Genomic DNA, 22,338 nt, shown 5'->3' on the forward strand with positions numbered 1-22,338 from the left:
TACTATGAAAGAGATAATAATTTATACACGCCCTAACTGTCCTTATTGTACAAAAGCACGTGATTTGCTTAATAAAAAAGGCGTAAAGTATACAGATATTGATGCTTCCACATCCCTTCGCCAAGAAATGGTACAGCGTGCAAATGGACGTAATACATTTCCACAAATTTTCATAGGTGATTATCACGTTGGCGGTTGTGATGATCTTTATGCTTTAGAGGCTGAGGGAAAGCTGAATTCTTTATTACAAGGCATATAATATTTGTAAATTACATATCCTTACGACCTTTTTGCGAGAAGGAGATAGTTAACACCCATGTCTTTTGAGCGATTCCAGCTGTCGTTTAAAGGGTTATAAGTAATACCTATCTCATCAATGACAGTCAGAGCGTTTTTTGATAAGAAATTTTTAAGTTCTAGAGGTTTTAGGAATTTTTTATAATCGTGGGTTCCTTTAGGAAGCCAACGTAGAATATATTCAGCGCCTACAATAGCAAGCCCCCATGCTTTCCATGTGCGGTTGAGTGTTGAGACAAACATCAACCCTTGTGGTTTCAACATTTTTGCTGTAGCTGCTATGAAGAGATTAACGTCAGCGACATGTTCAACAACTTCCATATTAAGGATAATATCAAATTTTTCTCCTTCATTGGCAAGTACTTCTGCTGTCGTCGTGCGGTAATCAATGGAAAGGTCATTTTGAGCAGCATGGGTTTTTGCGACTTCAATATTTGTTTGTGCAGCATCAACGCCTACAACCATAGCACCAAGACGTGCCATTGGTTCAGATAACAAGCCTCCTCCACAGCCAATATCAAGAATTTTCAAATTGTGAAAGGGCGTAAGTGAAGAAGGGTCACGATTAAACTCTAAACAGATTTTTTCTCTGATGTAAGCAAGGCGTGTTGGGTTAAATTGGTGAAGAGGTCGAAATTTTCCTTGTGGATTCCACCATTCTGTAGCAATACGTGAAAAGTGATCAATTTCACTTTGATCAATAGTTGTTTGTGTTTCATCGATCATGTTGCCTTCCTTTTATTTTTAATGATCAGGTCAAGTAGATTTTATACAAAGTCAAGAGAAATTAATATAATCATAATGAAACTTGCACAAATGATAGATATTCGCTATGTCGAGAAAATGGTTAGTTGATACAGCATCTAATTCTCATTACTGTTTGAGATAAGAGATGTAAAGGTAAGAGTGTTATTAATGGCGCGCATTGTCATGAAATTTGGTGGAACATCTGTAGCAAACATTGAATGTATTCATAATGTTGCACGGCATGTCAAAAGAGAGGTTGATGCAGGCAATGAGGTTGCCGTTGTCGTATCTGCGATGGCTGGTAAAACAAATGAACTTGTTCAGTGGACGAGTGATGCTTCCTCCATGCATAGAGATGCTCGTGAATATGATGTTGTGGTTGCTTCTGGTGAACAGGTTACTTCAGGATTGTTGGCTTTGACACTTCAAGAAATGGGGGTGAATGCACGTTCATGGCTTGGTTGGCAAATTCCTATTCATACAGACAATGCGCATGGCCGTGCACGTATTACTAATATTGATGGATCTTTTTTAATCGAGTGTTTTCAGGAAGGTCAGGTTGCCGTTATTGCTGGTTTTCAGGGGTTAGCTCCGGATAACCGGATTTCTACCTTAGGGCGTGGGGGATCAGATACAAGTGCTGTTGCTATAGCCGCTGCTGTACAAGCTGATCGCTGTGATATTTATACGGATGTGGATGGTGTTTATACAACGGATCCACGTATAGAACCGAAAGCGCGTCGTTTACCAAAAGTAGCTTTTGAAGAAATGCTAGAAATGGCTTCTCTTGGTGCAAAGGTTTTACAGGTTCGTTCTGTTGAATTAGCAATGGTTCATAAGGTTCGTACCTTTGTGCGTTCAAGTTTTGAGGATCCTGATGCGTTAGGCATGGAGGATTCAATGAGTTCTTCTGGAACACTTATTTGCGATGAGGATGAAATTGTGGAACAACAAAATGTTACTGGTATTGCTTTTGCCAAAGATGAAGCACAAATTTCCCTTCGTCGGCTTGCCGATCGTCCAGGGATTTCGGCAGCAATTTTTGGTCCCTTGGCTGAAGAACGCATTAATGTTGATATGATTGTGCAAAATATTTCTGAAGATGGCTCAAAAACTGATATGACTTTTACTGTACCATCATCAGATGTAGAAAAAGCCGTTACACTTCTTGAGAAGAATCGCAAAGAAATTGGATTTGATGTTCTCCAATTTGAAGGCGATCTCGCCAAGGTATCTGTGATTGGTATTGGAATGCGTAGCCATGCAGGTGTTGCCGCTACAGCATTTAAGGCTTTGGCTGAAAAGGGTATTAACATTCAAGCAATTACGACTTCAGAAATTAAAATTTCTATTTTGATTGATAGTGCTTACACTGAACTTGCGGTTAGAACATTACATGCTGTTTATGCTCTTGATAAGGGATAAGTATTTTTTAGTTTCAACAAAGTTTCAATAACATAAAGCTTTAATATATGTTAATAATTTTTGTTAAGAACAATTTATATTTTTAACTTAAATAGAATATTTAATACAGCAAAACTCTCTCATTTTAAACTTGTTCATGATGAATTTAAAAATGGTCACTTATACATTACAAGAGAAAGATGTTTGGGTAAAAAATTGTTTAAGAAGGGATAAAAAATATGCCGTCTATAAACGTTTTAGAGCCTATAGAGAGGGATGGAGAAGTCTTTACGATAAGCCTTAATGGAATAAGGAGCAGTGCGCAGTGTTTATTCAAAAGATGCATGTTGCATGAGGGACAGCCCCGTCAATACAGATTTAATATTATAAATCTTAGAGAAATTAGAGCTCATTAGATTAGTGATGGAATTACCAAAAGTAAAATTGATGATGTATTTTCTATAGATGTTTAGTTTATCTTCAAATGATTGTTTATGACTTTATGTGTATCTTGAAAAGTTAATTTTTTCCATATTATGAGGCAATAAAAAAATCTATCTCTATAGACAATATTTATGTTTACGCTATACGTTATAAAATTACTATATCTTATGCGTTTATAGCTTCTTCAGAAGTACTTTTCATAAAATTATGTAACTATAGATCAAAATTAATGATAATGTTACAAGTGTGTTGCTTTTATTAATTAAATTTTTTTCATGTCTATTTCTCTTTTTTGAATTATAATTAAGATTTTCAAAGTTTTTGATACCTCCATATGTTCTTTAGGTTAACTTTCTTCCTTTAACTACTCTATTATAAGTATTTTCTGTGTCATACTGCCAACCACGCATGAAATACATTCTTCCGTTTTTTCAGTATATCGTGCTAGTTTCTTTATCGTGTTTACATATTTTGCAAATGGTGGTCTTTGTAAGCAAAACTCTTCTTGTGAGAAATATAGCCATATTATTTTACTCTTTTTGTATTTTATGTGGCGTTGTATAAATTCGAAAGTCTCGGAAATAGTGCTTTTTAAATTATCTGTGAAGAGTATTTTATGGTATCAAGAAATATAGAGCGAGCTCTTTAAACAAAAAGAAAATAAATATCAAATAAGAGCGGGAAAAGGGGAGAACAACGATATACATGCTCTATTTTTCCACCAATCATATGTTTTAGAATAGTCTAAATGACTAGGGTTTTCTTTTTTCCCGCGAGTTAATTACGTAAACTAGAGTGCTTCCTATGGAAGTATGCTTCAAGTTTAATTCTTTCATGGAGTGAGACAAGTGATGTGTCTATGATAAAAAACGGGAATATTTTTATCCAAAAATAATGTGCTTTTAAGAAGATAAAAATTAAAGTTGTTTAGAATACCGGCAATAAAATCAATAACGAGGAGGGTGGTTTATTGGGAAAAATAAGCCATGGAATTACTTAACTGATTATTGAACTTTGCTTATTCTTATCTTTTTCTTATTATTAAACATAAGATATTGATTTATAATAATTAAATTCTTCTTTATAGTGAATCATAGTCCCAATAAAAAATAGCTTTTCTGAAACCACGAAGCCTTTATTGAAATAATTAAAACCATTTCTGTGTATATCATGAGTGGAGCTGGTACATGAGTAAAAGATTATTGAAGAAAGGAATAAAAATATCTCTTATGATTCCTCTCGAGTGTCAAAGGTTGTTGCAACATTAGAGGCTAGTAAATAGTATGATGACGTTAGTTTTCTCCTTCATAAGTGTAAAGATGAGGCGAGACAACGGATTTTACATTAAATATCGTCCGAATCGAACAAATGGGCAAAATTACTTTTTAGAATTTCTGCATAAAAATGTATTTTCAGTTAGTTTATTAGGAACTATGAGAAATTCCTTTATTGCGCTTAATATAAATAAATCCATATCCCAGACCGATAAGGGCAGATAAACCAGAGCCACAAAGAACTCCAATTTTTGCCGCATCAAGCAGAATAATATCTTTAAAAGCGAGCATTGAAACAAAGATAGACATTGTAAAGCCAATTCCTGCTAAAAAACCAATGAGTAAAACACCTGTCCAGGTCATATGAGGGGGTAGGCGGCATAGTCCTGATTTTACAGCTATATAACTGGCAGTGATAATACCAAGAGGCTTACCGATGAAAAGACCAATGACAACACCCAGAACAATCAAGAATGATTTGTCAGAAGAAAGATCAAAGTTTGCAAAACTTACTCCTGCATTTGCGAAGGCAAAAACTGGCATGATAACGTATGCAACCCATGGATGCAATGCTTTTTGAACACGAGTTACTGGGGCAATCATGGCCCGTTGTCCTTTGCGCATCTTTTTTAATGCTGTTGAAATATGATGCAGATCTGTTTTTGTATTTTTTTCTTGAAGAATTTGCATAGCGTTACTGAGCATGGTGAGTGGCGCTACAAGAGTACGGGTAGGAAGAACGGGAGTCATCATCCCTAAGATTACGCCAGCAAGCGATGGGTGAACGCCTGTTGCCATTAAACCCCACCAAATGATTGCACCAGGTAAAATGTAAAGCCATGCTGATGCAAGCCCAATCCACTGAAAAAATAGTACCAAAGCAATACCCGCTCCTGCAATCATTAAACCGCTAGGATCAATGTTTGTTGAGTAGAAAAAAGCAATAATAAGAACAGCGATAATATCGTCAATAATCGCTAATGATAGAAGAATAATATGAAGATTAGAAGGGATTTTTTTTCCGAGAAGAGCTAGAATACCTAGAGCAAAGGCAATATCTGTTGCTGTTGGCACAGCCCAACCGCGCATATGTCCCTCGTTAAAATTGAAGATAAAGTAAATAATTGCAGGAACACAAACGCCCCCTATTGCAGCAACAATTGGTAAGATTGCTTGTTTAAAATCGGCAAGAGCACCTTCATGAATTTCTCGTCGAATTTCCATTCCTGCGACGAGAAAGAAAATAGTCATAAGGGCATCATTAACCCAGAAATGTAAATCCCATGAAAGAGTGAAATGACCCAAATTAAAGCCAAGAGGTGTATGCCAAAAAGATTCATAGAAAGCAGCATATTTAGAATTGGCAAAAATAAGTGCAGAAGCAGCAGCTAATAAAAGAACAACACCACTAAGAGCTTCAATATGGAGAAAACGCTCGATAGCAGAAAGCGCTTGATTGGTGACACGAGAAGCGCGATTAGGCAGGCGATTTGAAGATAAACCAGACATGAACAACTCCAAGCATCGACAATTTTAGATTCTATATTCTCTGTATAAATAACTCTGTATGATACCTTCTGTATCATATAAAAGAAAAAAGAGGAATAAAGTTCTTAATTTATAGACAAGATCATCATGTTTAAAGCACAAAATGTTTAAGGCGATGCTTCATTTTTAATAGTAAGATGTACTTTGCTTAAAGCCTTGGATAGATCATTTTGTAGAGCAGATTCGAGATCAACTATTGCGAGACCTTTATTATCTTTTGCTTTAATTTTCACGATCAATGTTTGTGGATTTTTAGCAAATTCTCCTAAGGATTTTGAAATTTTTTCTGCTTCGTCATGATTTTTTAGCAGAATTTTTGGGGTCTGCGTCATCATTAGATAGAAATCGTCATAAAGTTCCTTTTTAAGATCATGTTGGCTGTCATTAAGATTTTGCGCAAGATAAGAAAAAAGCTTATCAATGAAACCTGCATCAGTATATTGTATATCAATTTCATTAATGCCAAGATCTTGAGACGCAGAAATCATTATATTTTTCTGACCAGAAAAAAGCTTTTCATCAACATCAATAACCTTAGCCGATATATCTCCAGATCCAACGTCTTTCATATTGAAAGACATTGTATCAAGAAAGAGCATACGTTTTTTTTCATCGTAAGAAATATCAATTTTTCCTGAAACATTAAAGCGCTCAAAGTTCAGATTTTTGAAAAATTCTAAGTCTTTTTCATTCATTTTTTTAGGTAGAATGGAAAGGTTGTTGAGAGAAAGAAAAAGCTTTTTAGGGATAGGTTGTTTCCACAAACTTGGTTTGAATTGGAATGATTCGAGCGTTGCTTTCAACTGCGGTATATCAACGGTGATATTATCAACTTTGGCATCCGCTGAGGTAATGGCGAGCAGTATGTTTAGAAGAAGACCATTTTGTGCAACTTTTTCAGCGATTTTATTATTCTCTTTTCTTGCATTAAGATAAGCTTTGATTAATTTTTCAGGAGTTTGTTCAAGCGGTTTCATCTTTAAACCAGATGTTTTAAACTGCCCAAGGAAGAAAGAGCTATTTTTTTCTGCTTCTTCAAAAATATCAACACTTATATTATTCAGAGAAATGGGGCCAGTAACGGTTTTACCTTGATTGAGAGCATTGTTTTTTCCAAAAATGATAGAATAGGCATAGTTGATGTCGATATCATGGGCTTTTATTGTATCACTTTTAGCCATAAGTTGCATCTGTTTGGCACCATTTGCTACGACCGTTTTAAGATCCATATTTTTGATACTAACTGAACGGATATGGTTATTTCTAAAATCAGAAAGCTGGAAATTCTTGATTTCAACCGTTTCTGTTTGGTTATTTTTATTTTCTATAGAAAGTTGTATATTGGGAGCAATAATTGAGGAAAGCTCAATACGCATCATTGATTGTAAAAGACGTGATGTTATCGTTCTATCTTTTTCTTTTAGGGATACACTCCGAAGAGAAATTTGGGGAATTTGCACATGAATATTATTATGCTTTAAATCAACATTATAAAATGTAAAAGTTCCGGGAATAAAGGAAAGAGGAGGACGGGCAGAAATGGCACCAATTTTAAGTGATGTACCAGCTGGAACGGGTAATGTCACATTCTTCAAGTTGACTTTACCTAGAATGCTTACTTCAGATGTTTCGGCTTTTATGGCACGACGGGCTATTTCTTGTCTTACAAAACTGTCAAGATAGGGTTTTGCGATATAAAATCCACCAACAATTATAATTGCCAAGATAGCAACAAATCCAATAATGCAAGTGAGCCAATATCTGAGGTTACTTTGATACCCACTATTAAGATTGACCATTCTTTCTTCTTTCATTTTTATCACTCTGTGAATTGAGAGTGAAGATAAATTCTTTTAAGCAACGACAAAGGTTTAAATATAGCGTGTACCAGTTTCAACAATTATCTACGCTCTATATTAGAGTTATTCTCATCTTTTTTGCAATATAGCTTTATCAACTTTTATCAATTTTCTTTGGGTTCAGCACTTTATAGAAAAGCACGCATAATAAGGAGAGGTGAGTTTATGCGCATCATAATTTTTTATCACTTTAAAATTATCCTAAAATATTCCGATGTCTGCTTTTATCTTGCTGCTGTTTATAGGAATATTTAAAACATAAAAGATATGTTTTTGTTCATTAATTTAATGGGGAGAAGTGAGTGTTATGACAGAAAATCAAATAATGGCCTTTTCGATCATTGGTCTCATGATGGTTGTTTTTATTTGGGATCGATTTCGTTATGATCTTGTTGCTATTTGTACATTATTAATAGCTTGTGCCCTTGGTCTTGTTAGCCCGAAGGAAGCGTTTAGCGGTTTTAGTAATGATATCGTTATTATCGTGGGGAGTGTGTTTGTTGTCAGTACTGCTGTATCTCGCTCTGGTATAATGGAATTTATTATTCAACGGATATGGCCAGATGTGAAATCGGTGCGTCTTCAATTAGCTTTTTTGGTTCTTTCTGTTGTCGTATTATCAATGTTTGTTAAAAACATTGGTGCTTTGGCGATTATGCTTCCGATAGCTTTTCAGTTTGCACGTCGTTCTCAGGTTTCTCCTTCTGTCTTTTTGATGCCCATGGCCTTTGGTTCTTTGTTGGGAGGGCTTATGACACAGATAGGAACATCTCCTAATGTTGTTATTTCAGCGATGCAAGAGCGTTTAGCAGGAACACCTTTTACTATGTTTGATTTTACACCAGTTGGTGCGGTTATTGCGACGGCTGGTGTTGTATATTTGGTCTGTTTTTATTGGCTTTTGCCTGTGCGTGTGCGTTCAGGTGTATCATTTGATGATGCCATTGATATCCGTAATTATGTTGCAGAAGCGCATATTCCAATAAATTCACCGATTGTGGGGAAAAATATTGTTGATTTGGTTAAGCCATCAAGTGGTGATGTTATGGTAATTCAAATTATCAGAAACAAAGTATCTATTTCACCATTACCAGATTTTGTTTTGTCTGAAAATGATATTATTTTGCTGGAAGGGTCACATACAGGGTTAGATAGCGTGATGAACTCTGCTCGTTTAGAGTTTTCTAAGGGGCGAACTATTGCTGCAGGTGATAAGGACAGTGACATTGATATTATTGAAGCAGTCATTACCCATAATTCACCTCTTATTGGTATTAGTGCGAAAGAGTTTTCCCTATTTGATCGCTATAATGTAAATTTACTTGCGTTAAGTCGTCAACATGAAAGGGTGCGGGGAAGACTTGATGATATTATTTTCCATCTTGGAGATGTGATTGTTTTGCAAGGACAGGATGCAATTATTCCCAATTTATTAAGAGAATTGAAATGCTTGCCCCTAGCAAAACGAAATATTGTGTTTGGAAATTTACGACATGGTTTCATCTCTTTAGCTGTTTTATTTATAGCAATTATTTTTACAGCTTTTCATATTGTTCCAGTTGCTTTTTCTTTCTTTTCTGCTGCTGCAGCAATGGTGATCTTTCGTGTTTTGCCCGCGCGTGATCTGTATCAGGCATTAGATGGTCCAATACTCGTACTATTAGCGGCTCTTATTCCAGTGAGTGAAGCGTTAGAGAAAACAGGATGTACGGATCTCATTGGTCAATGGCTGAGCCAATTGGCAATATTTTTCCCGCCATCTGGTGCTTTAGCGCTTATGTTGGTGACAGCTATGTTGGTTACGCCATTTTTGAATAATGCAGCAACAGTGATGATGGTAGCACCAATTGCGTCAAGTTTTGCTCATTCCCTTCATTATAAGCCTGAAGCTTTTTTGATGGCTGTTGCAATTGGTGCGGGATGTGAGTTTCTTACACCTATTGGACATCAAAGTAATATGCTCGTGATGGCGCCAGGAGGATATCGTTTTAGTGATTATCCACGTTTGGGTGCTCCATTGGCGGTGTTGATCGTTATTATTGCTGTTCCAATGCTTATGTGGGTTTGGCCCTTACAATAGGATATTTTTAGAAACTTTAAGGATCAATTACAAAAGGTTGTTAATCGTATGAAGATAAGTTGAAGGGATACACTTTATATAAAGAGCTTTAACTGAAGATTTGGAATTATACCACACTTTAATCATGGCGCTTCGGTATTTTTGATACAGATAAAAATTTATTTATTGGGTTTTAAGGGACTTTCATGGAAATTTACCTTTTTTCAAGAAGTGGTTTTTCTATTATAATTCTATAATCCAATACAACCAACGATTGCGGTTGAAGACTTTAAAAGATTATCTCTCTATATAATGGGGAGAAAATCTGCTTGAGATGATAGGCAATCATGATAAATATTAAGGCAGTGAATTTTTCATAAGACTCAATATATGTAAAAGCTGTAATATGTACAAACAGGGTGCTTATATCATTTTCGATTAAGACTGTTGCAAAAATCCGATTGAATTGGCTACATGTTGATTTAAAATAAATAAACGAGCAATTTAAAGATTTTTAGTTAATTAGGACTACCATCTTTATCCATTTATGCGTAAAAGCACAGATAAAGTAACTTTTTTCAAGGTATGATATATGTCGTATGATAGTTTTATTGCTGAAGTGAATGCAGAATTTCGTCAGGAAAAGGCGCTTGCTTTTTGGAGACGGTATGGTTTTTCAATTATTGGAGCAGTTATTCTTTTTATATTCATGATAGTTGCTTATCAAGTTTATCATCATACGCAAATAAAGAAAGCTGGTTATATTGGTGATGCATTTGTAAAGAGTCTTAATCTTGCGAATACACGTGATTTTGATAAAGCGATAAAGCAATTAGAAACTGTTAAAACCTCTCATTTTGGGGGGTATCCTTTTCTTGCTCGTTTACGTGAGGCTTCTTTACTCATGGAGAAAGGTGATATTATTAAGTCAGTGGAGATCTTTGATTCTATTGCAGCGGATGAGAAAGCACCGCAGATTTTGCAGAAAGTTGCAAAAATTCGGGCGGCTTATATTCTGGTTGATACAGGGACATTAGCTGATGTTGAAAAGCGCATCAAAGATATGGCAAGTGATACCGATCCTATGCGTATGTCTGCAAGAGAAGCTTTAGGCTTAGCTGCCTATAAGGCGGATAAAATGGATGAGGCGGTTTATTATTTTAAAAAAAATTCTGAAGAAGGTGCTTTGGGTTCAAAAATAACAGATCGGGCTCGAATGATGCTTGAGCTTATACAAGCTGAGGGCAAGGCAAATAAGGAATAAATCGATGAGCCTTACCATTGCTATCATTGGTCGTCCCAATGTTGGGAAGTCGACACTATTTAATCGTTTGGTTGGGCAAAAATTGGCTTTGGTTGATGATAAGCCTGGTGTAACACGTGATCGGCGTATTCATGCGGCAAAACTTCAAGATCTACGTTTTGATGTGATTGATACGGCTGGGCTGGAAGAAGCAGGTGATCATACACTCGAGGGGCGTATGCGTTCTCATACAAAAGTTGCAATTGATGAAGCGGATCTTATTTTATTTGTATTTGATGCAAAGAGCGGAATAACACCAAGTGATTTAAATTTTTCTTCATTGGTTCGCAAATCAGGAAAGCCAATTGTGCTTGTTGCCAATAAGTCTGAGTCAAGAGCGGCAACAGGAGGAGAGTATGAGGCGTGGTCATTAGGTTTGGGAGAGCCGTGCCCAATATCGGCTGAACATGGTTTGGGACTTAGTGATCTGCGTGATGCAATTATAGATGCTGTTGGGTCAGAGCATGCTTTTGGCAACAACAAAGAAGAAAATAGGATGATACAGCCTGCATCTGTTGGTGATGATGTAAAGGATTTGGAAGAAGAGGAGCTTATTTACGATGAAAGTAAGCCCATTAGGATTGCGATTGCGGGGCGTCCCAATACAGGAAAATCCACTCTTATTAATAGTATGTTGAAACAAGAGCGATTGTTAACAGGACCAGAAGCAGGACTCACGCGTGATTCTATTTCTGTAGATTGGGAATGGCGTGGTCGTCATATTAAACTTTTTGATACTGCAGGTTTACGTCGAAAATCGAGAATTCAAGAAAAATTAGAAAAACTATCTGTTGCAGATACTTTGCGTGCTATTCGTTTTGCAGAAGTGGTGGTCATTGTTTTTGATGCAACGATACCTTTTGAAAAGCAGGATTTACAAATTGCTGATCTTGTGATTCGTGAAGGGCGTGTTCCAGTTATTGCTTTCAATAAGTGGGACCTTATTGAAAACAGTCAGACTACATTGATTGATTTGCATGAAAAATGTGCTCGATTTCTTCCTCAAGTTCGTGGTTTGAGAGCCGTTCCTTTATCAGGACAATATGGTCAAGGGATTGATAAACTGATGGAAAATGTCATGATGATGCACCGTGTATGGAATCGTCGCATTTCGACGGCTAAATTGAACCAATGGCTTGGAACTGTTGTGGCACATCATCCACCTCCTGCGGTTTCTGGACGTCGACTTAAGGTTAAATACATCACACAGGTTAAGACACGTCCTCCTGGATTTATGATTTCTTGCTCGCGTCCCAAAAGTATGCCACAGTCGTATTTGCGTTATCTTGTCAATGGGTTACGTGAAACATTTGATATGTCTGGTATACCCGTTCGCATATCATTACGAGCCTCTGATAATCCTTTTGCGACACGTTCCAAGAAGAAATGATAACTCTTTAATTTTTTGAGTGAATGAAATCTATACTTAAGAATCTTAAAAGTAAGTTTTTTCAATGATCTTTCTTTTCATAAAATTAAAATTTTATTTGCTAAAGTTTTAATTTTATTGATGATCATTTATTTGCATGTCATGAGAAGAGTGTGATAGGGAGTATTTAAGAAAGAGTACATAATCCTCTTAATGGGTTATTTAAGTGCAAGAATAGATGCAATATGAGGGTAGGGGAATATAATTATGATGCTTGTGTGAAAAGCAGTATTAGATTATCGTTTCATAAAAATAAAGATTATGAATAAGCGCTTTTGCTTACGATAGTTTGTCTGAATAAAAAGCAAAAATACTTGCTAAATCTACCGATATTCAATTGTAAAGAGTGAAGTTCATAAAAGTGGATTAAAATTGTATAAAGTGGTATGGTAATCGTATTTAAATTTTATTGTGTTCTATTGGCTTAATCTATTTGAAATTTTAGATTTATTAATATCTTGTATTTAAAGGAACTTCTCTTAATACCCTCAAGCTCATTTCGTGATGGGGCCTGTAATGGCATATGTAAAATACTTTGCGAATAGGATCATATAGAAACCATTGATTATTATTTTCATAAAATAAAAAGTGCAAGTTTATTTGAATAAAAGGTGTAAACTAACGCTCTCATACTGTTTTTTAGCTTTCTATGTTCTCTTTCAAAACTAGGATTGATATAACATTGGGAGCCGGAAAATAAGATGGTATCAGTTGACACCTTTCGTTAAGCGTAAAAATGGTTGTTCTATGAGTTTTATATTATTCACGGGAACTTTTGTTATACATTCACGGGTGCTGTCGTGAAATCGGTTTAGGTGCTCAGAATATCTTTTTAAGAAAGCATGTAAATTGAAAAATACGTTATTTCTGCAATAAAATTTATACGATAACTTGTGATAGATTTCTTTTAGTATCTTGACGAATAAATTCGGGAACAATATGATGCACACGGTTTTATGAAATGTATTCTTACGTTGCTTTTTAATTAAGGAGCCAATGATGGCGATGGGCGAGAAACCCGTTATGAGCCGTAAGGAGGCTGAAGAGGAAAAGCAAGGAGAGTGTCTTCATTCAGAGGATTTGGAATGTCGTAGTAGGAATTTAAGCGTAGCTTTAGTGCGCAAGCAAGCATTAAAGAAGCGGGAGCATAAGAATAAGCGGGAAAAATCACAAGGAAGGATGGCAGGCGCAATTAAGCTTTCCAGTGAGTTTCTGGCAAGTGTTATAGTTGGTATTGTTTTGGGGTTGGGGTTTGATAAGTTAGCAGGTTCATGGCCTTGGGGATTAGTATTTTTTCTCTTCTTTGGGTTTGCTGCTGGTGTATTGAGTATTCTTCGGTCTGTGGGGTATGTTTCCTCCAGTCAATTAGGAAAAAAAGGCGCATTGCGCCAAAAACAAGATAAAGGGGCCAATGAGAGGTCCGATAAATGAGGTTGAAGTGACAACACACGCTCCAGATCCTATTCATCAGTTTGAGGTTTCAAGGCTGATTAAGATTTCCATAGGAAATATGGATTTATCGTTTACAAATGTATCATTGTTTACAGTCCTTACGGTTGTTGTAACTTCTATTTTTCTCTTCATTTCGTCATCGAGTCGTGGATTGGTTCCAACGCGGATGCAGTCTCTTTCGGAAATGGCATATGAATTTGTAGCATCGACTCTGCGGGAATCATCTGGTGTGCAGGGGATGCAGTTTTTTCCTTTAGTTTTTTCTCTGTTTACTTTTATTTTAGTTGCTAACTTTATTGGTCTCTTTCCTTATTTTTATACGGTTACATCTCAAATTATGATCACGTTTTCGTTAGCAATGGTGGTGATTTTGACGGTGATTGGTTATGGCTTTTATAAGCATGGGGTCAGTTTTTTGAAACTGTTCGTTCCCAGTGGAGTTCCTGTTGTGGTTTTGCCTCTGGTGACAATGATTGAGGTTATTTCTTTTCTCTCCCGTCCAATTAGTCTTTCTCTTCGTCTTTTTGCGAATATGCTTGCTGGTCATATTACGCTTAAAGTGTTTTCTGGGTTTGTTGTTTCAATGATTGGGGTAGGACTCGTAGGTGTGGGTGGTTCGGTTTTACCGCTTATTATGACTGTAGCAATTACTGCACTTGAGTTTTTGGTCGCATTCCTTCAGGCTTACGTCTTTACGGTTTTAACTTGTATGTATCTTAATGATGCAATTCATCCAGGACATTAATAAAACTGGCGGTTATTCCGTCGAATAATGCAATTTCGCTTTAAAGGAGAATAACATGGAAATGGTGCTTGCAGCAAAATATATTGGCGCTGGTCTTGCTTGCTTTGGTATGGCTGGAACAGCTTTAGGACTTGGTAATATTTTTGGTAGCTATCTTTCTGGTGCATTACGAAATCCATCAGCAGCAGATAGTCAGTTTGGACGTCTCGTCTTTGGTTTTGCTGTAACAGAAGCTTTGGGAATTTTTTCATTGCTCATTGCTTTATTACTTCTTTTTGGGGTTTGATCATCATCAAAAGGGTATATCTGTTCTTGCATGAGGAAAGATTTACCCTTTTAGCTCTTAACCAGAGAGATGCCAGAGAGATGTCAGTCAGTTATCATCGGTTATAGAGGGCTTTAATAAGCTATTTAAAGGATGAAAGAAGATGTTTGTTTCAAGCGCTTATGCACAGAACACTGAAACGTCGATAGAACATATTAAAAAGGTGGCAGAGCATGCAAATCGTGTGTTTCCGCCTTTTGATTTTGTGCATTTTGGTTCGCATTTTTTCTGGTTGGCAATTTCTTTCGGTCTTTTTTATCTTTTTATCTCTCGTGTAATTGTACCACGTATTGGTGGTGTTATTGAAACACGGCGAGATCGAATCGCATCTGATTTAGATCAGGCAATGCGCATGAAGCAGGAAGCAGACATTGTCGTTGAAACTTATGAGCGGAAATTAGCAGAAGCGCGTTTGAATGCGCAGGCTATAGCGCAGGTAGCTAGTGAAGAATTAAAAGAAAAGGCAGAGCTTGAACGGAAAGAAATTGAAGAGAGTTTAGAGAAAAAACTCGCAGATGCTGAAAAACAGATAGCAAAAATTCGGGATAAAGCGATGCAAAATGTTGGTTCTATCGCTGAAGAAGTAGCTCTTGAAATTGTGAAAAAATTGATTGACGTTGATATTAGCAAAGAGGCTGTTCGTTCAGTTGTTAAAACTGCGGATTATTGAGGAAGACAAAGATGACTGATACTTTTTGGGCATTTGTTGGGTTAGTTCTTTTTTTGGCTCTTTTAGTCTATTTCCAAATTCCACAAAGGGTTATACACCATCTTGATGCGCGTGCGAAGCGTATCAAAGATGAACTGGATGAGGCTCTGCGTCTTCGTGAAGAGGCACAGGAAATATTAGCTGAATATCAACGCAAACATGCAGAAGCAGAAAAAGATGCGCAAGAAATTGTTGCAGCAGCAAAGCATGAAGTTGAATCTATTATTGCTGAGGCCCGTGCAAAAGCAGAAGAATATGTAAAAAACCGTAATAAATTGGCAGAACAAAAAATCGCTCAAGCAGAAGCGGATGCAATACGCATGGTTTCTTCATCGGCTATTGATTTGGCAATTTCTACAGCACGTACCCTTATTGCAAGGGAAATAGATTCTAACAAGGCAGATGAACTTATTAAAGAGTCTCTTGAGAAAGAATCGTTTATCAAAATGAAAACATATCTTAATTAATGATATTTGAGAGATAAAGAACACTCTCTTTGGTTGCATAATTTTCTCAGTATTAATTAATAAAAGTCATAAAAAAGAAAAATTTATCTTTATTGTTTTTACCAGTTAATAGGCTCTTTGATTTTAAATGACAAGTTTTGAGAAGTCTGCAACTGATTGTGTAACAATGTGAGTGCGTTTGAGAAGAGCAAGACGGTTAGCACGAACATCAGGTTTTTTATCATTCACCAATACTTTTTCAAAAAATATATCAATCAATTTTCCAAGTGGCGCTAGCACACTGAGTGCAAATGATAAATTTGTTGCATTGATGGGAGCAAGAACCTTTCTTTCTACTTCACAGATTGCATGATAGAGCTGCTTTTCTTCTTTCTCGATAAAGAGCTCAGGATTAATTTCATTCGCTATTGTTGTGCTTTTTTGAAATTCATTTTCAAGAATATTGGCAGTACGTTTTACAGAGGCTACAAAGTTCATTCCATCATGGGTATTGATAAAAGCGATAAGCGATTCGACACGACGTGCAACCAATAAAAAATCATCAGAATCTTTATTTAAAACGGCTTCAAGGGCATCGTAACGAGCGCCTTCCTCTTTTAGATAGATTTTCAAACGGTCATGAAAAAAGAATAACAGATCTGATAAAATATATTCTGTTTTTTCTGGAAGCAGATTCTGCAATTGTGAATTTTCTCTTTGAGAGATTTCATGTTTGTTTTTTTGTTGTAAGAAAAGATTCGTTGCTAACTGAAACAGTGGCATAAGATTGATTTTCCAATCTCGCGAAAGTACAAGCCTAATAATTCCCAATGCTGCTCGTCTTAACGCATAGGGATCTTTTGAGCCCGTTGGTTTTTCATTAATGAGCCAAAAGCCAACGAGCATGTCAATTTTGTCGGCGAGCATAACGGTTATAGCAAGTGGTTCTTGTGGAAGACGATCTGTTGGACCTTGAGGTTTATAATGGTCTTCGATTGCTACAGCTACGTGAGGATCTTCCCCTTGAAGAAGGGCGTATTTTTTCCCCATAACACCTTGTAGTTCAGGAAATTCTCCGACAATTTCTGTTTGCAAATCAGCTTTTGCAAGGATGGCTGCACGTTTTGCTAAAAGAGGATCTGTTTGTATCAAAGGGGCAATTTCTTGTGCGAGTGTAGCAATGCGTTCTACCCTTGCTCCTTGCGTACCCAATTTAGCATGAAAAGTTACATTCAAATGATCAAGTCGCGCCATTCTTTGATCGAGAGGTTTTTTTATATCAAGTTCAAATTTTTTTATAGAAGATTCCAATTGTTGAAGATCAGGCAAATCACGCTGATCAGTTTGCCAAAAATGAAGTGCATCGGAAAGACGGGCACGGACAACCTTACTATTTCCTTTCGAAATTTCTTTGCCTTCATCATTTGCAAGAATATTAGAAACGAGAATAAAATGATGAGAAAGTTTTACGTTTTCTCCTTGTTTACGGGTGACAAAACATTTTTGATTGGCTCGAATGGTCAAGCGAATAATTTCTGGAGGAATATCAAGGAATGATTTTTCAAAATCACCCATCAGGATAACAGGCCATTCAACAAGAGCAGCAACTTCTTCTAGGAGAGGATTATCTTGAACCAGTTCTAAACCGTTTGCAAAGCAGAGATTTTGGGCATCAGCTAAAATAATATTCTTTCGTCTCTCGGCATCCAGAATGACTTTATGAGTTTCAAGTTGAGTAACATAATCATCAAAGCGGCGCACTTGAAATGGCTTTCCATCACTTAAGAAACGATGACCATAAGTTAAATTATTGCTTTTAAGAGAACCAATTGTAAATGGAATAACATGTGTTTCACCAATTTCTGGTCCGAAAATACAAAGAATGTTTTGTAAAGGTCGAATCCACTTCAAAGTACCACTTTGTGCTGAATCTTTTCCCCAACGCATAGATTTCGGCCACGGAAAGTTGCGGATAATATCCGGTAAAATATCGGCAATAATTTCTTCTGCTGCTCGACCTTTTTTAACAATTTTAGCAATATAAAAATGACCTTTTTTATCATCATGTCCAATATGCGCTTCAGAAATATCGTTTAATCCTGTTGCACGTAGAAAACCATCAATTACATGCTGTGGTGATTTTATACTGGGACCTTTGCGTTCTTCATGGATATCTTTTGAGCGTGTGGAAAGTCCGCGTATGTCCAATGTTAGCCGACGAGGTGTCCAATATTCACGAGCAGCTTCATAGATCAATCCAGCATTCACAAGTTGATCTGTAACAGATTTTTTAAGATCAGCAGCAGCTTTTCGTTGCATACGTGCGGGGATTTCTTCACTGAAAAGTTCAAGAAGAAGATCAGACATTAGGCTTCTCCAGTGTATATTTGTCCAGCTTCTGTGAGTAAGAAGGCTTCCCCACAACGGCGCGCGAGATTACGAACGCGAAGAATGTAATTTTGTCGTTCGGTTACAGAAATAACGCCACGTGCTTGCAAAAGGTTAAAGATATGGCTCGCTTTAATACATTGATCATAGGCAGGAAAAACACAGCGATGGAATACATTTTCTTTATTTGGTTTTCCAGCATCAAGAAGTGCGCTGCATTCGCGTTCTGCATCGATAAAGTGCTGATGGAGCAGTTTTGTATCAGCAAATTCAAAATTATAATATGAGTATTCCTGTTCTGCCTGTAAAAAAATATCTCTATAACTTATTTTGTTGTCTCCCTCCAAACCATTAAAGTTAAGGTCATAGACGTTATCAACCCCTTGGATATACATCGCTAGACGCTCAAGACCGTATGTGAGTTCCCCTGAAACTGGAGCGCATTCAATGCCGCACACTTGTTGAAAATAAGTAAACTGAGAGACTTCCATTCCATCGCACCAGCATTCCCATCCGAGCCCCCAAGCACCAAGAGTGGGACTTTCCCAATCATCTTCAACAAAGCGAATATCATGCAGTTTTGTATCAAGCCCGATAGCTTGTAGCGACTTTATATAAAGTTCTTGTAGATTGAGCGGAGAGGGTTTGAGAAGCACTTGGAATTGATAATAGTGTTGTAAACGATTTGGATTCTTACCATATCGGCCATCTGTTGGACGTCGAGAGGGTTGGACATAAGCAACTTTCCAAGGGCGTGGACCTAGAGAGCGTAATGTTGTTGCTGGATGAAAAGTCCCAGCTCCGACTTCCATATCGTAAGGTTGCAAAATTGCACATCCATAGTGTGCCCAATAATTTTGCAAAGTTAAGATTAGTCCCTGAAAAGAACGTTTGGGGTTAAGATGTTCAGGCAGTTTCACGCTTTATACTCTTTATATTGGACTAAACAAAAAACCAAAGTAATTTTAGTTTCTCTATTTATTATTTCATGTGGTTTATGGTTAAGCATCATTTATTGCAAACCAAATTTCAACTTTTCTTGAATTTGTTCAGAATTTTCTGGTTTTCCGTCAATTGCGTGGTTCCATTGAAAGATTGCTTCACGTTTACGTCCAACTTTCCAATAGGCATCCCCTAAATGATCATTCAGTGTTGGGTCCTCAGGTTGTAATCTGACAGCATTTTCTAATATTTGCACTGCTTTATTATATTCTTTTAGTTTATAATAAGCCCATCCTAAAGAATCGAGAATATGACTGTTGTGAGCTTGCAAAGCAGAAGCTTTTTGCAGCATACGGAGCGATTCTTCAAGCTTCTCACCACGTTCCACAAGGGAATAGGCTAAATAATTAAGAACTTGCGGTTGGTTTGGGAAAAATTCAAGTGATTTTCGCAAGTCAATTTCTGCTTTTGGCCATTGCTTTAAACGTTCAAAAGCAATACCACGTTGATAAAAGAGTTTCCAATCGTCCTGCTGAAAGTTTTTTATCTTTGTAATAGCGTAGTCTAGAGTTTTAATGGCCTCAAGAAATTTATTGTCCTGCATATAAAAAGCAACGAGCGTTATCAAAATATTACGATCATTGGGAAATTTTTTATTTAACAATGTGAGTAATTTTATTGCTTCTTTGTAATTGTTGTTATTGGCAAGAAGGAATGCAAGATGAAGTTGTCCATCTTTATAATAAGGAGATTTAGGGGATAAAGCGCGATAAAGTTTAATTGCTTGATGTGGATCGTTCAATTTAGCAGAAATGTGTGCGAGCTGAAACAGTGTTGCGTCATTTTGAGGGTATAATGCGAAAGATAATTGCTTAAAAATACGTGCAATTCGCCCTGAGTTTTTGTAGTTGAGGGCTGTTCCAAAATTATATAATACCTCGGCTGCTCCTTGTTGAGGTGTTTTAATAACTCTCTCTAAGAAAGAATTTTTTTCAATTTTTTCTCGAAAGTTTTTAAGGACTTCGCGACCTGACAACATTTGTTCGCCATGCTGGATTGTTTGAAGAGCTTGGTTGCGCATACTATGGCGCAATTGGAATGAGGCATAGGCTATGATAATACGCTCATAAGTATTAGGAGCGATAAGAGTTCCCTGTTTGTTACTCAGTGCTTTAATGAAATATTTTTTTGCATCCTTTGGCCGTTCTGCAAGGTCGCTCATAAGTGCTAGATGATAAGATATAAAAAGGTCATACCAGACAGGACCTTTGAGTTTCTTAAGATCAGCGATTGCTTGAGATTTTTGTCCAGATCCAAATGTAATCCAAGCGCCGATGAGTTCAGGTATTGGATTATTGGACGTAGGAAGTTCTTTTAATTGGAGAAGAGTCTTGGCATTCTTATAGTCTTTTTTGATGAGACTTTCTACTGACAAAGTTAAGGAAACAAAGGGAGTTATAACATCGTTCTCTTTGAGTTTTTGGGCTTGTTGGACAGCTTCTTTAAAGTTTCCGACCGAGAGCATAGCTTCAAGGAGCTCTTTTTGTGTTTCAATGTTATCAGGTTGATAAACCAGTGCTTGTTTAAAATAATTGATAGCAAGTTCTGTTTTATTTTCATGATTTGCAACCCTTCCAGCTAAATAAGCACCTGTAAATGAGCTTGTATGAGTTGCTGCACTTATTTTACTGTAGGTGGGGGATGGCATCAGCATGATACCCACGATAAAAAGGGCAAAAAGTCGAGATACCGTTGCAGAGCACATGGAGCTAATCCTTTTCAAGATAATCAATTGATGGTGTTGTTTATAAATCATATCTCATTACTTTGTTGAGAAATACTGCGATTCTTGCAAAGAATTCAGTTTACGCGTGAAATACAAAATTCAACAGTCTCAACGAGAGCATTGTAAGCAAGATTTTCATTCATGGGAACAAGAGCATCAATTGCATATTTTCCATAGATGCGTGCTTGTTCTATTGTATCTATGATACTATCATACTTTTCCATTAAGTGTTGCGCGTGTGCAAAGGATTCATCATTATTATTGCCGTCTTCAAGCGCTTTTTTCCAGAAATCTTTTTCTGCCATATTCCCACGCTCATATGCGAGAATAACAGGCATTGTGATTTTTCCTTCTCTAAAATCATCCCCTATATTTTTTCCTAAGTTTTGAGCACTACCGCTATAGTCAAGTGCATCATCAATTAATTGGAAAGCTAAACCTAAGGATGTTCCATATTCACGTAATGAAGAACGCTCGTTATTTCCATAGCCAGCAATAATGGGTCCTACTTCAGCGGCTGCTGAAAAAAGTGCTGCTGTTTTTGCATTGATGATTTTGAGATATTCTGAAGGGCTGGTTTTTATATTTTTTGCGGCAGAAAGTTGCATAACTTCTCCTTCAGCAATAATTGCAGCAGCGTTGGCTAGGACAGAGAGCGCTTCTATGGAACCGACATCGACCATCATTTTAAAGGCCTGGCCCAATAGGAAATCACCAACAAGTACACTTGCTTGATTCCCCCAAATCATCCGTGCTGTAGATTTTCCACGTCGTAAATTACTTTCGTCAATCACATCATCGTGTAGTAATGTTGCTGTATGCATAAATTCAACAGCTGTTGCGAGTTTTATATGCCCGTCACTTTGATAACCGAACATATGAGCAGAAGCGAGCGTAATCATTGGGCGTAATCGCTTTCCACCTGATGAAATAAGATGGTTAGAAATTTCAGGGATCATCTCAACCTCTGATTTTGCCATAGAGAGAATAAATTGATTTACGCAATCCATATCTTTTTGAGTAAGATTGACAAGAGATTGAAGAGAAATTTGATTATTTCTTATTTGTTTTAGTTTGATAGCTGCACTCAATGTGTTTACTCCTAGAGTATTGCAATGGACATATATAAAAATTACTTTATTCATTAGCATAAAGGGGGTTTGGTTTTGACTCAAGCTTTT

At 36.8% G+C, this 22,338-nt stretch carries 17 protein-coding genes; 10 read left to right on the forward strand and 7 right to left on the reverse strand.

What is annotated here, in order from left to right:
* Positions 1-4: 4 nt before the first annotated feature.
* The gene (gene grxC / locus ACFIK7_RS04870) at positions 5-259 is read left to right on the forward strand and encodes a glutaredoxin 3 (RefSeq protein WP_375631011.1); all 255 of its coding nucleotides are present in this window, start codon (positions 5-7) and stop codon (positions 257-259) included.
* A 20-nt stretch (positions 260-279) separates the two neighbouring features.
* Here the strand turns inward: grxC and ubiG are convergent, their stop codons facing one another.
* Positions 280-1,023, reverse strand: a complete 744-nt coding sequence (gene ubiG, locus ACFIK7_RS04875) for a bifunctional 2-polyprenyl-6-hydroxyphenol methylase/3-demethylubiquinol 3-O-methyltransferase UbiG (RefSeq protein ID WP_273790390.1) — start codon at positions 1,021-1,023, stop codon at positions 280-282.
* Between the two features lie 189 nt (positions 1,024-1,212).
* Here ubiG and ACFIK7_RS04880 point away from each other — a divergent pair, with 189 nt between their 5' ends.
* Complete coding sequence (locus ACFIK7_RS04880; RefSeq protein ID WP_375631013.1) at positions 1,213-2,469, forward strand: aspartate kinase; 1,257 nt, start codon at positions 1,213-1,215, stop codon at positions 2,467-2,469.
* A 1,847-nt stretch (positions 2,470-4,316) separates the two neighbouring features.
* On the opposite strand, the gene nhaA is transcribed toward ACFIK7_RS04880, so the two are convergent.
* Positions 4,317-5,675 (reverse strand): Na+/H+ antiporter NhaA, encoded by a 1,359-nt coding sequence (gene nhaA, locus ACFIK7_RS04885; protein WP_273790392.1) that lies wholly within the window; start codon positions 5,673-5,675, stop codon positions 4,317-4,319.
* A gap of 146 nt (positions 5,676-5,821) precedes the next feature.
* Positions 5,822-7,528, reverse strand: coding sequence for a hypothetical protein (locus ACFIK7_RS04890; RefSeq protein ID WP_375663024.1), 1,707 nt, complete (start codon positions 7,526-7,528; stop codon positions 5,822-5,824).
* 352 nt (positions 7,529-7,880) lie between these two features.
* Here ACFIK7_RS04890 and ACFIK7_RS04895 point away from each other — a divergent pair, with 352 nt between their 5' ends.
* From ACFIK7_RS04895 to ACFIK7_RS04930, 8 genes are all read left to right on the forward strand, one after another.
* Positions 7,881-9,653 (forward strand): SLC13 family permease, encoded by a 1,773-nt coding sequence (locus ACFIK7_RS04895; protein WP_375631015.1) that lies wholly within the window; start codon positions 7,881-7,883, stop codon positions 9,651-9,653.
* A gap of 571 nt (positions 9,654-10,224) precedes the next feature.
* Positions 10,225-10,896 (forward strand): tetratricopeptide repeat protein, encoded by a 672-nt coding sequence (locus ACFIK7_RS04900; protein ID WP_375663025.1) that lies wholly within the window; start codon positions 10,225-10,227, stop codon positions 10,894-10,896.
* Between the two features lie 4 nt (positions 10,897-10,900).
* A complete protein-coding gene (gene der / locus ACFIK7_RS04905) occupies positions 10,901-12,325 on the forward strand; it encodes a ribosome biogenesis GTPase Der (protein WP_273790396.1) in 1,425 nt (474 codons plus the stop codon).
* 1,038 nt (positions 12,326-13,363) lie between these two features.
* Complete coding sequence (locus ACFIK7_RS04910) at positions 13,364-13,795, forward strand: AtpZ/AtpI family protein (RefSeq protein ID WP_375631017.1); 432 nt, start codon at positions 13,364-13,366, stop codon at positions 13,793-13,795.
* Positions 13,796-13,802: 7 nt separating this feature from the next.
* Positions 13,803-14,561, forward strand: coding sequence for a F0F1 ATP synthase subunit A (locus tag ACFIK7_RS04915; protein ID WP_273790444.1), 759 nt, complete (start codon positions 13,803-13,805; stop codon positions 14,559-14,561).
* A 55-nt stretch (positions 14,562-14,616) separates the two neighbouring features.
* On the forward strand, positions 14,617-14,847 hold the full coding sequence (locus ACFIK7_RS04920) for a F0F1 ATP synthase subunit C (protein ID WP_005773968.1): 231 nt from the start codon (positions 14,617-14,619) through the stop codon (positions 14,845-14,847).
* A 142-nt stretch (positions 14,848-14,989) separates the two neighbouring features.
* Positions 14,990-15,556, forward strand: a complete 567-nt coding sequence (locus tag ACFIK7_RS04925) for a F0F1 ATP synthase subunit B (protein ID WP_273790398.1) — start codon at positions 14,990-14,992, stop codon at positions 15,554-15,556.
* An 11-nt stretch (positions 15,557-15,567) separates the two neighbouring features.
* A complete protein-coding gene (locus ACFIK7_RS04930; RefSeq protein WP_273790399.1) occupies positions 15,568-16,062 on the forward strand; it encodes a F0F1 ATP synthase subunit B in 495 nt (164 codons plus the stop codon).
* Between the two features lie 123 nt (positions 16,063-16,185).
* On the opposite strand, the gene glyS is transcribed toward ACFIK7_RS04930, so the two are convergent.
* The 4 genes from glyS to ACFIK7_RS04950 form a co-directional block, all read right to left on the reverse strand.
* Entirely contained in the window at positions 16,186-18,408 is a 2,223-nt protein-coding gene (gene glyS, locus ACFIK7_RS04935) for a glycine--tRNA ligase subunit beta (RefSeq protein WP_375663026.1), read from the reverse strand.
* The gene (locus ACFIK7_RS04940; protein ID WP_375631019.1) at positions 18,408-19,349 is read right to left on the reverse strand and encodes a glycine--tRNA ligase subunit alpha; all 942 of its coding nucleotides are present in this window, start codon (positions 19,347-19,349) and stop codon (positions 18,408-18,410) included. Before ACFIK7_RS04940 ends, glyS begins: the two co-directional genes overlap by 1 nt.
* A 92-nt stretch (positions 19,350-19,441) precedes the next feature.
* Entirely contained in the window at positions 19,442-21,136 is a 1,695-nt protein-coding gene (locus ACFIK7_RS04945) for a tetratricopeptide repeat protein (protein WP_375663027.1), read from the reverse strand.
* Between the two features lie 95 nt (positions 21,137-21,231).
* A complete protein-coding gene (locus ACFIK7_RS04950; protein WP_375643346.1) occupies positions 21,232-22,308 on the reverse strand; it encodes a polyprenyl synthetase family protein in 1,077 nt (358 codons plus the stop codon).
* Positions 22,309-22,338 lie beyond the last annotated feature (30 nt).

The organism is Bartonella sp. CL266QHHD (assembly GCF_042195355.1).
Taxonomy (GTDB): Bacteria; Pseudomonadota; Alphaproteobacteria; order Rhizobiales; family Rhizobiaceae; genus Bartonella.